Genomic DNA, 13,081 nt, shown 5'->3' on the forward strand with positions numbered 1-13,081 from the left:
GACTCCGAATGAGGAGTTCCGCCTTCCCCGTTTTGTGGCTGAGGAAGTAACAACATGTCTGATCTCGAAGGTTTCGGATTCGTAATGCCGCACTGGTTCTACTGGGGCTGGCTTGCGGTCATGCCGCTGATCATGATGGCCTGGGACAAATGGAGCACTGGTCACGGAGGCGGTAGTGCTGAGCCGGAATTGACACCAGGTGAATTACAGGCGGAAGAGGATGATCCGCTTATTTATCTCCAGTTCGAAGGGAACTGGTTTACCAAGGTAGTGGACTGGGTCTGCGACAAATCCGGTCTGTTCGTTTCGTTCTGGACGATCAATGCCGTTGTGTTCTATTTCTTTGGCGTGATCATGCGCTACGTCTTTAACACACCCTCCATCTGGGTCCATGAAGCCAGCTTCCTGCTGTTGGGTATGCAGTATATGCTGGCCGGGGCCTTTGCCATGCTTCATGGTGCCCATGTGCGTGTGGATGTGATGTACAACATGCTGCCAGCGCGGGGAAGAATTGGCCTGGACATCTTCACTTCGATGTTCTTCTTCATTTTTGCCCTGATTCTGCTGGTTACCTCCTGGACCTTCTTCCAGGATTCCTACGCCATGAACGAAACCACGGTTGAGACCTGGGGCATTCAGCACTGGCCGGCTAAAGGCATGATGGTACTGGGTTCATCACTTCTTTTACTCGCAGGCATCTCCAAGCTGATCAAGGATATTGTCCTGTTTGTCCGCCTTGGCCGGGAGCGCAACGCATGACTACAAATACAACAACTGCGCCGGGCAGTAACCTTGTCGGGAAACTGAGTACCTGGCTGATGATTATCGCCACAGTGGCACTGGCGTTTGTCATCTGCGTCGAAATGATCAACATTCTTTTCTACGATCCGTGGAGCGACGAGAAATTCCTGTTCAGGCTCTCCGGTAGCCTTTCTGACGTCAAGGTCGGGCCTCTGACCTATCTGATGTTCGGTTCCCTGGCCGTAGCTCTGATGATGGGGCTGCCGCTGGCTTTCGTGACCGGTGGTCTGGGTGTGCTGTTCATCTACCTGGTGGGCGACGCAATGATGCTCAACCTCGTGCCGGGACGCATCTTCCCGATGATGACCAACTCTGACCTGGCGGCGATACCGCTGTTTATCTTCATGGCCTCGATGCTCGAGCGGGCTGGCTTGATTGAGGAAATGTTCAGTGTGGTCTACAAGTGGATGGGTGGCCTGAGCGGTGGTCTGGCGACAGCAACCATTCTGGCCTCAACCCTGCTTGCAGCCATGGTGGGGGTTATTGGTGCCGCTGTTGTCACCATGGGCATCATCGCTCTGCCGGCGATGCTCAAACGCGGTTACGATCAGAAGATCGCGCTGGGCTCGATTATGGCGGGTGGTACTCTGGGCATATTGATACCTCCCTCAATCCTGGCCATTCTCTACGCGGTTGTTGCGCAGCAATCGGTCGGTGAGCTTTATCTCGGCTCCGTGATCCCGGGCCTGATGCTGTCTTCCCTGTACATTGCCTATGTACTGATCCGCAGCTGGATTAACCCGAAGTTGGGGCCGCCGGTACCGGTGGAAGAGCGGATTAGCCTGAAGGAAAAGCTCCTTCTCACGAAAAACCTGATTGCTCCGCTGATTCTGGTGTTTCTGGTGCTGGGTCTCCTGTTCGGTGGCATTGCAACGCCCGTGGAAGCGGCCGGTATCGGCTCCTTTGGCGCCATCGTGGTGGCCATGATGCACGGCAGGTTCTCCATTGCCGGACTGCGTGAAGCATCCGTAACCACTACCAAGGCATCCGCCATGGTGCTGTGGATCATGTTCGGTGCCTCGGTCTTTGTTGGCTTCTACATCCTTCAGGGTGGCCAGCAATTTGTGACGGATGCCATCCTGGGTACGGGCATGTCGCCTTACGGCATTCTGTTCCTGCTGATGTTCCTGCTGGTGGTTCTGGGTATGTTCCTGGACTGGGTGGGTATTCTGCTGCTGGCAGTTCCCATCTTCATTCCCATCGTCAAAGCGCTGGAGTTCCCGGGTCTGCTGGGCTTCCCGCCGGTGTCAGGTGATGACGTTGTACTCTGGTTTGGTGTGCTGTATCTGGTCAATATGCAGATGTCATTCCTCAGTCCGCCATTCGGTTACGCATTGTTCTACCTCCGCGGCGTATGCCCGCCTGAAATATCCATGGCCACGATTTTCAAGTCGTCCCTGGTGTTCCTGGCGATTCAGGCGCTGGGTCTGTTCATGTGTATCCTGATTCCCGGCATCGTAACCTGGCTGCCGGGGCTGGTTTACGGCTAATACACTCAAGGAGTAACGCACTATGTTGACTATTAACAGGCTGGATCTGGCCGATGCCCGCATTCTGATTGAGGGCGCGGCGGAAAAGGCCCGGGAGATCGGAGTGCCCATGTGCATTGCGATCGTTGACGAATCCGGCAATCTGATCGCCTTTGAGCGCATGGACGGTGGCAAGATCACCAGTGTGACCATTGCCCAGGACAAGGCGTTCACGGCGGCAGCCGCCAAGAAAGCTACCCACGACTACAACAAGGCCAACGTTCCGGGCAGCCTGGCGTTTGGCATTCACACCGAGGTCGGTGGTCGTTTGAGTTCAGTCGGTGGTGGTCTTCCCGTGATTGTCGACGGTGAAGTCGTCGGCGGAATCGGGCTGAGCTCGGGGACGCCCCAGCAGGACATGGACTGTGCCCAGGCGGGCATTGACCATTTTGAAACCAAACGCAGTTGATTGCTGTCAGACGTGAACGGGCGGGCCTTCGGGTCCGCCTGCCCCCTTCGCCCGAGAGCGGAGAATGACGTGACACGAATCCAGAGAACGTTATGACTACCAAGCCGAAAGTCAGCAAAGCCGAGCTGGCCGAGCAGTTCCGGGCTTTTATCGACCCGAACTTCGTTATCACCGATAACGAAACCATGAAACCCTACGAGTGCGACGGCATGTCGATGTACTGCGAGATGCCGTTGCTGGTGGTGCTTCCGGAAACGGTTGAGCAGGTGCAGCGGGTCATGCGCATCTGCAACGAAAACCAGGTTCCGGTGGTGGCCCGGGGCGCTGGGACCGGCCTCAGTGCCGGCGCCATGCCCAACAAGGAGGGTGTGGTGCTCTCGCTGGCCAAGTTCAATCGTATCCTCGAGATTGACCCGCTGGCACGAACGGCACGGTTGCAGCCGGGCGTTCGCAACCTGGCGATCAGCGAGGAGGCTGCCCAGTACGGGCTTTACTACGGTCCGGACCCGTCATCCCAGATTGCCTGCACCATCGGCGGCAACGTGGCCGAAAACTCGGGGGGTGTGCACTGCCTGAAATACGGTTTGACGGTGCACAACCTGCACAGCGTTGAAATGGTTACGGCCGAAGGCGATGTGGTCACCGTCGGTTGCGATGGCCTGGACGCCTGTGGCATGGATCTGCTGGCGCTGATGACCGGCTCGGAGGGCCTGCTGGGTGTCGTCACGGAAGTGAAGGTCAAACTGCTGCCGAAACCCGAGGTGGCTCGCGTGGTCATGGCCGGTTTCGACAGCGTCCAGAATGGCGGTGATGCCGTCGGAGGCGTTATCTCCCACGGCATCATTCCCGGCGGTCTGGAAATGATGGACGGCCACGCTATTGTGGCGGCCGACGACTTTGCCCAGGCCGGGTATCCCCGCGAGGCCAAGGCCCTGTTGCTGTGCGAGGTTGATGGCACGGAAGAGGAAGTGGACGAGCACATCGCCCAGGCGGAGGAGGTGTTCCGCAAGTTCGGTGCAACCTCGGTCCGAACCTCCCAGAGCGAGGAAGAACGGGCACTGCTCTGGAAAGGCCGCAAGTCAGCGTTCCCTGCGGTTGGCCGGATTTCGCCCGACTATTACTGCATGGACGGGACCATTCCCCGACGGGAGCTGGCCAATGTGTTGCTCCGGATGGAGGAAATGTCCGAGGAGTTCGGTCTCCGTGTCGCCAACGTTTTCCACGCCGGTGATGGCAACCTGCATCCGCTGATCCTGTTTGATGCCAACGTGCCGGGTGAGTTCGAGCGCACCGAAGCGTTCGGCAGCAGCATACTCAATCTGTGTGTTGAGGTGGGTGGATGCATCACCGGTGAACACGGTGTCGGCGTCGAGAAGATACGGCAGATGGCGGTTCAGTTCAGTGACGACGAACTCCAGCAGTTCCATGACGTGAAGGCCGCTTTCGATCCCGCCGGCATCCTCAACCCCGGCAAGGGTGTGCCCGCGCTCAAATTCTGCCAGGAATATCGTTCCCTGGAACACAAACAACACAAGCACGAACATACGGAAGCCGCCCATGGCTGATATTTCCCAACATTTGCAGGAGCAAGTGCTCCACGCTCGCGATGGCGGGCACAAACTCAACATCGTCGGCGGTGGTACCAAGGCCTTTATGGGCCGGGAAGCCGATCCCGATGCCGGTACCCTCAGCGTGGGCGAGCATACCGGTATTGTTGAGTACCACCCGGTGGAACTGGTTCTGACGGTTCGCGCCGGTACACCGCTGAGCGACATTGAGGCCACGCTGGCCGAGCAGGGGCAGGCCCTGCATTTCGAACCGCCCCGGCTGGGCGCGGCCTCCACCATCGGGGGAACCCTGGCCGCCAATCTGTCCGGCCCGGCGCGGCCCTGGACCGGCTCCGTGCGGGACCAGGTGCTGGGCATCCGGTTACTGAATGGCAAGGGCGAGCACCTTCGATTCGGCGGTCAGGTGATGAAAAACGTGGCCGGCTATGATGTCTCCCGGCTGCAGGCCGGCGCCATGGGCAGCCTCGGTCTGATTACGGAAATCAGCCTCAAGGTAATGCCGAAACCGGCCGCGTCCATGACTTTGGTTCAGGACATGTCGATGGAAGAGGTGATCCGTTACATGAACAGCCGGTCCGCCGAGCCCAAGCCCATCACCGGGGCGTGCTGGGTCGACGGCAAGGTCTACCTGAGACTGTCGGGTGCCCGATCGGCGGTTGAGGCGACCGCAGACAAGTGGTCGGGTGACGTGATGGAGCAGGGGGAGAAGTTCTGGCAGTCCGTACAGGATATGCAGCACGAGTTCTTTGCCGGTAACGATGTCCCGCTGTGGCGCTTCTCGGTCGGTTCCACCGCCGCCAATCCGAAGCTGGAGGGTGACTGGTTTATCGACTGGTCCGGTGCTCAGCGCTGGTACCGAGGTTCCGGTGAGCTGAAAGACATGGAACCCCTGGCCAAGGCTGCCGGAGGACAGGTGAGTCTGTTCCGTGGTGGCGACCGCTCCGGTGAAGTCATGCACCATCAGCCGGAAGCCCTCAAGGGCATCCAGCGCCGCCTCAAGAACGCCTTCGATCCGGATAATATTTTCAATCCCGGACGCTTATACAGCTGGTTGTAAGAGCAGGAATACGATGCAAACTAATCTCGTTCAACAATTTGCCAACACAGCGGAAGGGCAGGAGGCCGAATCCATTCTGCGGGCCTGTGTCCACTGCGGCTTCTGCACCGCAACCTGCCCCACCTATCAGGAACTGAATGACGAGCGCGACGGCCCACGGGGCCGCATCTACCTCATGAAGATGTTTCTTGAAGGGGAGGAAGCCACCGAGAAGACCCGCGAACACCTGGACCGGTGCCTGACCTGCCGGAGTTGCGAGACCACGTGTCCGTCCGGCGTGAAATACGGCCGCCTCGTCGACATCAGCCGCGGTCTGATGGAAAAGGAGCTGCCGCGCGATCCCAAGGATAAATGGCTGCGCTGGGGCCTGGCTCGGGTGCTACCCCATCGCCAGCTGTTTGGTGTGCTGCTTCGGCTCGGACAGGTGTTCAGGCCGGTGCTCCCGGAAAAACTGCGCACCAAGGTGCCCCCGAGAAAGCAGGCCAGCCCCTGGCCCGCCGCCAGTCACAACCGGATCGTGCTTGCGCTCGCAGGCTGCGTGCAGCCATCAGCGACCCCCAATACCAACGCGGCGGCTGCTCGGGTGCTCGATAAGCTGGGCATCACCATGGTGGAGGCGCCCGAGGCAGGCTGCTGTGGCGCAGTGAATTACCATCTTTCCGAGCATGAAAAAGGCCTGGAGCGGATGCGCCAGAACATCGATGCCTGGTGGCCGGCCATTGAGGCCGGTGCCGAAGCCATCGTCATGACGGCGTCCGGCTGCGGTGCCATGGTTCAGGACTACGGTCACCTGCTGAAAGATGACCCGGTCTATGCGGCCAAGGCCCATAAAGTCAGCGAGCTGTGCACGGATCTGGGTGCCTTCCTGCTGAAGCAGGATCTGGAGGCGCTCAAGCTCGACCAGAGTCCGGGCAAGGTTGCCTTCCATTGCCCCTGTACATTGCAGCACGCCATGCAGCAGAACGGCGTGGTCGAACAGGTACTTACCAAGGCCGGGGTGAACCTGGCGGAAACCAAAGACAAGCACCTGTGCTGTGGTTCTGCCGGAACCTACTCTGTGCTGCAGCCGGAACTGAGTCAGCAGTTGCTGGGTAACAAGCTGAAGGCGCTGACCGTGGACAATCCGGATCGCATCGTGACCGCCAACATCGGTTGCCAGATGCATCTGGAGACCAAGGCCAAGGTGCCGGTTCAGCATTGGGTTGAATTGCTGGATCAGTGAGGCGGGGTTGAGCCACCGGCAGGTGGCGCTTTAAAGGCCGGTGGTTTTCCACCGGCCTTTTCTGTTTCTGTAGACTAGAGGTCGTTGAAAAATGCGGCGTAGCTCTTTGGCATAACTTCGCCGAACGCTTCCATTATCCATGCTTCTCTTTCGGCGTCAGTGATGGTTCCCCCGGTTCCATCTGGATCGAACCACTCCGCCTTGATGTTCATTGAGAGCCGATGCCAATCCAGCACTTTTTGGGCATTTACGCCTTCTAGTGCCACAAGCTCCAGATAAGCCTTCTTGAACTTATCGATATTTTCGAGGCCCGGATCGGTTTCGTCAGTGCCAATTATATGGTCACGAACAACTGCGACATCCGTCAGGGACGCGGGGACGTCTTCGCCCAGGAACAGATGGGTTTGGCCCTCTTTCGCCCAGAACGCAGTCACTTTAGATACCTGGTTAATAACGAGATGCGTTAATTCATGTCGGTACTCTTCTTCGGCAAAGTCCGGCGAAATCTTGATTCCGCTGGTGGATGATCTTCCAATTCGATCGTTGCTGGTTGCGCAAATCTGAATCTTCTTGAAGAAGGGTTCCCATTGGTCGTTCCAATCTTCCTGTCTGGGGTCAAAGGTGGGGTTGTCTGCAAAAAATTGGTCGTACCCTTCATGAGCTTCCACCATGACGTCCCGCACTTTTTTGGGATCTCTCTCGTTGACCAGGGCGTTGTAAACGAAGGCATACTGGAGGTCAGGGTTGGAGCTTGGATCCTGCCAGTCTGCAGATCCAGCTGGCATTTCTATTTCCCCACCAAAGTAGTCGGAAATTTGGTCGATCGTTACCCGTTTTTCAATGCCCCCATCCAGATAGGTAAGCTGGCTTACCTCGGAAGCAAACTGGTTGAGATCCCTGAAGCTTACCACTCGCTTCATTGCGTAAAAGGTGTCCCAGTTCAAGCCGAACTGCGGCAAGATGACATCCATTGCACTCTGGGCCTTGGTCGCCGCGGTTCTCAGATCGTCGTTGGAGTGGGTTGTCAGGTTTGAAAACACGATGAAGTTTGCAGATTCAAAATAATAATCGCTTAAAGAACATTTCTCCTGGAAAATATCGGCATCAGGATTCTGGTACTCCTTATTAGTCTCACTGCTGAAGTAGAAGTCTCCATCTACCGGATCCGGGGCACCTTCTTGATTGTCGCCACCGGCAGGATCGCTCGTGATTGCCGTGCCACTGCCTCCGCCTCCGCCGCAGGCTGATAGAGCAAGGATAATCATGAGTGCACCAATCAAAGTCCATATTCTACTGTTCATCGACATTCCCTATCTATTGATTAATTACAGCGTTTCGACGAGAACGTCCTGGTAGGCGTTCAATGTCCCGCTAAACAGACCACGCTTTTAGAATTCCCATTTTTGCGAGTCAACAATGTATAAGGTAGCCCTGAATGATAAATAGCTCAAAATTATGTCGGTTGATATCTACGTGGAACTGGCGCTCCAGCAATGGATCGAGCTTCTGGACCAGTAAAACCGGACTGGTTTCAATGCATTCCCTGTGGGGTTCGTTATACTGCCGCGGCATATAACTTACCCACAGGGAGTGGATTTTTATGCCATGGATTCTGGCAACCTTCGTTTTTTCGGCCATCTTCAATGCATCGGCGCACGCCGAGGTTTATACCTGGATCGACAGCCGGGGCATCGCGCATTTCTCGGATTACCCGCCCGGCAAGATTCCCCATCAGGAAATCGATATCCAGCCGACGTCCACGGTGCCGATGTCCGAGAATCTCCGGCAGGGAAAGCGTGTTTCCGGGATCCGTGACGATGTGCGGGGATTGCTGTCGACGTCGGACCGACCGGTTCGAAACAGCGGCGCCGCCGCCAAATCCCGTGCCAAGCTCCAGAAGATCTGTGACAATTACCGACGGAAACTGGATCGTATCCAGTCGAAGCTCCGGTCCGGTTACAGCAACGACAAGGGCAACACACTGCGTCACCAGAGACGTAAGATCAGCCAACAACACAGCCGGGAATGTATTCTGCGCTAGTTGCCCAGACCGGGGTATCTGGCTCCAGCGTTACGTTACCCATGGCAATCCGAATAACACCTGCTTGGGAATCACGAAGATGACGAATTTGCCGCAACTGACAGATGCCTTACTGACCCTCGATGAGCGTGTGGCCGTGCTTACCCTGAATCGGCATGACCTCCGCAACGCCCTGACCGGTTCACACCTGATAGACGACATCGTCACCACGGCCGAGTGGGTTAACCGGTGTGAAGATGTATCCGTGCTGGTGATCACTGGTGCGGGTTCTTCGTTCAGTGCTGGCGGGAACATTCGCGACATGGCCGAGCGGGGTGGGGATTTCGCTGGCGATGTCGCCGAGTGTGCCGACCGGTACCGTCAGGGCATCCAGCGGATTCCCCTGGCGCTGCAGGCGGTGGAGGTACCGATCATCGCAGCGGTCAATGGTCCTGCCATTGGTGCGGGGTTTGATCTGGCCAATATGGCGGACATTCGAATCGCCTCCGACCGAGCCAAATTCGGCGAGACCTTCCTCAATCTCGGCATTATTCCCGGTGACGGTGGCGCCTGGTTGATGCAGCGCCTCATCGGCTATCAGCGCGCGTTCGAACTGACCCTCACTGGCCGAGTCGTTGAGGCAAGCGAAGCCAAAGAGTTAGGGATCGTAATGGATGTGTTTCCGATCGAGGAGCTGATGCCGGAGGCCCTCAAGCTGGCGAACCGGATGGCCAGCCAGCCACCCAAGGCAACACGTCTGACCAAACGCCTGATGAAGATGGCCCAGCGCATGGAGCTCAAGGATTTTCTGGATCTCTGTGCCTGCTTCCAGGGGATGTGTCACAACGAGCCCGAGCATCTGGAGGCGGTGAACCGGATGATGGCTCAGATGGCAAAAAAATAGCTCCGGCACCAAGCGGCCCTGGCGCATCAGTCCCAGTCAATCGACTGATCGTTTTTTGATCGAAAAAGCTGGGAAAATTGACCTGAAGGGGTGTTCATTTCTCAGTGTGCGACTATATTGGTTGGGCCAAAAGCTGTAACCGTATGTAACCATCGGAGCACGCTGACATGAATGAAAATCTTCTCGCTCTTGTCCTGCTGAACGATCCAAACTACACCCTTCAGTCAAATTTCCAGGAAGATTCCGAGTCGGAATCGGACCCGTCCCAATCATCCTTTGAGCTGCTCTCCGAAGAGGGGGAACTGGTCGGTTATGTAAAGACATGGCAGGAGGAGGACGACTTTGCCGGTTTCGTCCATTTTGATGCCGACGGCAATATCCTCGACTGGAAGGTATTCTCGAAAGCGCACCCATCCGAGTTGCCAAAAACTGCCTGGTCCCGGACGCGCCCTCGCCTTTGACCCGCCTGGGTCATTCCGGGGGCTCCAGATTCCTGATCTTGCCAGTGCCAGACCTGTGGCGAAAGGAGCGAAGAGTAGTAAACTGATGTCTGGCGTTGTTCCCACAAAGGAAGGTTGGTTCTCGTGAAATTGAAAGGGATGTCCCTGGCTGTGGTGTTCGCTGTGGCCGGGTGTGGAGGTTCTGGCAGTGGTGATGTGGTTCAGACGGTCGAAAGCAACGAGGCTGGCAGGACCTCAAACACGGTTGACGGGTTGGTCTGTTCTGGCACATCGCCCGGCCTCCCTGGCTGTTGGGTGACATCCTGTGATCCCGCCCGGGCAGAGTTCACCGATCTGTACTTCCGCTCGGCAGTCTCCTTCGCAGAGACCGGAGAGGTCCGGCATTACCTCCAGCGTTTTGATAATGCCAACTGCGTTGGGCCCGCCATCCGTACTGAACAGTTGTTTTCGGGCATTACCTTCGAGCTTTTCCCGCGAGTTATCGGTGAGGATGAAGCGAATGTCGATGGGCGTATCCAGTTCGAGTTGCCTGAAAATGACGTTTCCGATGGATTGGAACGAAAATCCCTGACCCCCTACGACATCACCGCGCAAGGTGAACTCTGCTATGACACGGACGTGGTGAGATTTTTCTCCACCGGTTGGTCGGCCACCTACAGCAAGGATACGACGGCTACGATTTCATACTCTGACTGTCTCCTGGGGCAGCCCCGATAAAGCCGACGCGGGCCTTGCCCCCTTGGTTTGGGATGAGTGTCTGAATCCGCAGGGAAAAGCGACTGTGTCTGTGCTTTCAAATCGACTCGCCGTTTGCCGAGTGGCTCTTTTTTGACTGGCGAAAGGGTGCAATTTCGGCAAGGCTTGTCTAAAATTTGTACAAAACGGCGACATGGCGTTTATCTAAGCTGCCAGAGGGAGTTGGGAGTCCTGGTTTAACACCAATACGTTCAGGGACGACAGATCGTGAAAACCAGACACTCTCTCGTGACTGCGGCCATTGCGGGCCTTATGTCGTTGCCCGTGTATGCTCAACTTTTCGAAGTCTCCACCAGCCGTGAGTTTCAGAGCGCGCTCTCGGCCGCCGCTTCTAACAGCCAGAACGACACCATTGTTCTCTCCGCTGGCATTTACGCACCCACCACTCCCGGCCAGCCGTTTGTTTACAACAGCACTCAGGGCGATGATCTTCGGATCGAAGCTGAAACCCCGGGGGAGGTGCTACTGGATGGGCAGTCGCGGGCCGAGATACTTTACTTGAATCACGATTCAACCAACGTTCCTCCAGGCTTTTCTATCAAGGGTATCCGGTTTCAGAATGGCAGAGTGACCGGGACGGGGCACGGCGGAGCACTCACTGTACTCAACGCCGGTTTGCTGTTGGACGGGACTGCGTTTGCCGGTAACACCACTGACAGGCCGAATTCCGGTTCCGCAGTTTTAATGAACGCCGGCGATGGGCAGGGAGAGCTGCGGATAATCAATAGCCAGTTCGTGAACAACGTCGTTGATGTCGGATCGCCAAGCTCCAACGGTTCGGCCATCTTTCTTTTCGGGGGCTCCTTTGCAGTCACCGACAGTGAGTTTGTGGGCAACCGCAGCGATTCCTGCGGTGTTATCTACACAGACAGCACCCTGGACAGTTCGGTTACCGGATCGGACTTCCGTTCCAACCGCGCGGCAAGGGGCGCAGCAATCTGTAGCAGCAGCGGGTTACTGACCATTTCCGGTTCCGAGTTCCGAAATAACGAGGCAACCGGCGAAGGGGGCGCCATACTGGGTTTTGACGGCCGCGTCCTGCTTGAAAATTCGACCCTGGCGAACAACCGTGCAGACAGTGCGGGTGCGTTGATGAGCTCTGCGGTTGAACTCCGGCGTTCGGTCGTCCTGGGCAACACGGCATCCCGGCTCTCCATCGTGTCGGCGGACCGGGATCTCCATGCCGAGAACAGTCTGTTTGAGCTCAACCAGGTGCCGGACTCCATTGACAGCGGTACTGTTCGCTGTGAGCGGGCCTGTCGGATAGTGAACAGTGTGTTCGAGCGTAACACGGGGGCGCCGTCGATTAAGATGGTGTCGGGAAACGCGGACAATCTGGTTGTCGCCAACTCCCTCCTGCTGGCAGGTAACGCTTCTGCATTGGCGTTTGCCGACGCCAATGTTCGGGCAACGGTTCTGAACAATTACATTTCGCCTGCCTTGTTGCCGCTTCCTGAATCCCAAATTGATCAGCAGGGAAACATCCTGGACCAGGCCTACGCAGGGCTGGACCCGGGTTATCATCCTCTTGAGGGATCAATCCTGGTCGACGCGGGTACCTCCGAGGCTCAGCTGGTTGCGCTGGCTGAAACGGATGTCCTCGGGAATCCCCGGATTGCCGGCGCTGATGTGGACATCGGTTGGGTCGAGTACGGTTCCAGCCCGACGGCACCGGTCGTTTCCGGTCTCGCTCTGGAGACCCTTGACGCCAGTAATCTGGACAGCCTGAGCTTCTCGTTCAACGTGGAGCTGGCGGAAGGCCGCTCGCTGGTAAGCACGGAGCTCTGGACGGATGAAGAGCCGGACTACGTCCTGGTATCGCCCCAGGGAGGCAGCCTCGGCGGCGTGGTGTTCATGAACGGCGGGGCGCACCAGATCCGGGTCCGCGTTACCGATTCGCAGGGCGAGCGTTCCGAGGCCGGTTATTCGTTCACGTTGAACAGCCTCGGTACGGAGACTGTGGTCCTCAGGGTTGAGGATCAGATAAGGGCTGCCTGCGCGGAGGACCTGACTGACTGCGGAGTCGACGTGGACGCGTTCGTGGCACAAGCCATTGAAGAGGCGAGATCGGCCTGTAAAAGCGATCCCTCGTCCTGCCAGATTGAAACCGGTTCCTTTGATCCAGGTACGATTTCGGCCATGGCGCGCGGGGACTGGAACCTTTACGGCACGGGGCGAGATATTACCGACCTGGCGACGGTGTTTGCCGATGCCCGCGTGGTCTGGTTTCACAACGGTGGCACCTGGGAGGCCTTCTCCACCCAGCCGGACGTGATCAGCGTTCTCAACGCCAAAGGCATCCCGAGAATTTCGAAAATTCCTGCTGGCCGCGGGTTTTGGGTCAGAAAATGAGG

12 protein-coding genes are annotated in these 13,081 nt (G+C 57.3%); 11 read left to right on the top strand and 1 reads right to left on the bottom strand.

The genetic code is table 11. From position 1 onward, the window contains the following. Nucleotides 1-54: 54 nt before the first annotated feature. The 6 genes from QQF73_RS03330 to glcF all read left to right on the top strand — a co-directional run bounded on the left by QQF73_RS03330 (nucleotide 55) and on the right by glcF (nucleotide 6,586). A complete protein-coding gene (locus QQF73_RS03330; protein WP_219866839.1) occupies nucleotides 55-759 on the top strand; it encodes a TRAP transporter small permease subunit in 705 nt (234 codons plus the stop codon). Then, nucleotides 756-2,291, top strand: a complete 1,536-nt coding sequence (locus QQF73_RS03335) for a TRAP transporter large permease (protein WP_219866838.1) — start codon at nucleotides 756-758, stop codon at nucleotides 2,289-2,291. The genes QQF73_RS03330 and QQF73_RS03335 overlap by 4 nt, the downstream gene beginning before the upstream one ends. 22 nt (nucleotides 2,292-2,313) lie before the next feature. Continuing rightward, on the top strand, nucleotides 2,314-2,739 hold the full coding sequence (locus QQF73_RS03340) for a GlcG/HbpS family heme-binding protein (RefSeq protein ID WP_218635505.1): 426 nt from the start codon (nucleotides 2,314-2,316) through the stop codon (nucleotides 2,737-2,739). A gap of 92 nt (nucleotides 2,740-2,831) precedes the next feature. Continuing rightward, nucleotides 2,832-4,304 carry an FAD-linked oxidase C-terminal domain-containing protein gene (locus QQF73_RS03345; RefSeq protein WP_219866837.1) on the top strand — a complete coding sequence of 491 codons (1,473 nt, stop codon included), beginning with the start codon at nucleotides 2,832-2,834 and terminating at the stop codon, nucleotides 4,302-4,304. Then, the gene (gene glcE / locus QQF73_RS03350) at nucleotides 4,297-5,364 is read left to right on the top strand and encodes a glycolate oxidase subunit GlcE (RefSeq protein ID WP_285367207.1); all 1,068 of its coding nucleotides are present in this window, start codon (nucleotides 4,297-4,299) and stop codon (nucleotides 5,362-5,364) included. The genes QQF73_RS03345 and glcE overlap by 8 nt, the downstream gene beginning before the upstream one ends. A 13-nt stretch (nucleotides 5,365-5,377) precedes the next feature. After that, a complete protein-coding gene (glcF, locus tag QQF73_RS03355; RefSeq protein WP_285367208.1) occupies nucleotides 5,378-6,586 on the top strand; it encodes a glycolate oxidase subunit GlcF in 1,209 nt (402 codons plus the stop codon). 74 nt (nucleotides 6,587-6,660) lie between these two features. On the opposite strand, the gene QQF73_RS03360 is transcribed toward glcF, so the two are convergent. Further along, complete coding sequence (locus QQF73_RS03360; RefSeq protein ID WP_219866834.1) at nucleotides 6,661-7,887, bottom strand: hypothetical protein; 1,227 nt, start codon at nucleotides 7,885-7,887, stop codon at nucleotides 6,661-6,663. 299 nt (nucleotides 7,888-8,186) lie between these two features. On the opposite strand from QQF73_RS03360, the gene QQF73_RS03365 reads away from it, so the two are divergent. The 5 genes from QQF73_RS03365 (at nucleotide 8,187) to QQF73_RS03385 (ending at nucleotide 13,079) form a co-directional block, all read left to right on the top strand. After that, entirely contained in the window at nucleotides 8,187-8,627 is a 441-nt protein-coding gene (locus QQF73_RS03365; protein ID WP_219866833.1) for a DUF4124 domain-containing protein, read from the top strand. Between the two features lie 79 nt (nucleotides 8,628-8,706). Beyond that, entirely contained in the window at nucleotides 8,707-9,510 is an 804-nt protein-coding gene (locus QQF73_RS03370; RefSeq protein WP_219866832.1) for an enoyl-CoA hydratase-related protein, read from the top strand. Between the two features lie 167 nt (nucleotides 9,511-9,677). Further along, on the top strand, nucleotides 9,678-9,971 hold the full coding sequence (locus QQF73_RS03375; RefSeq protein ID WP_285367209.1) for a hypothetical protein: 294 nt from the start codon (nucleotides 9,678-9,680) through the stop codon (nucleotides 9,969-9,971). A 123-nt stretch (nucleotides 9,972-10,094) separates the two neighbouring features. Further along, nucleotides 10,095-10,688, top strand: coding sequence for a hypothetical protein (locus tag QQF73_RS03380; protein WP_285367211.1), 594 nt, complete (start codon nucleotides 10,095-10,097; stop codon nucleotides 10,686-10,688). A 246-nt stretch (nucleotides 10,689-10,934) separates the two neighbouring features. Continuing rightward, complete coding sequence (locus QQF73_RS03385) at nucleotides 10,935-13,079, top strand: right-handed parallel beta-helix repeat-containing protein (protein ID WP_285367212.1); 2,145 nt, start codon at nucleotides 10,935-10,937, stop codon at nucleotides 13,077-13,079. Nucleotides 13,080-13,081 lie beyond the last annotated feature (2 nt).

Source organism: Marinobacter albus (genome assembly GCF_030238305.1).
GTDB classification, from domain to species: domain Bacteria; phylum Pseudomonadota; class Gammaproteobacteria; order Pseudomonadales; family Oleiphilaceae; genus Marinobacter; species Marinobacter albus.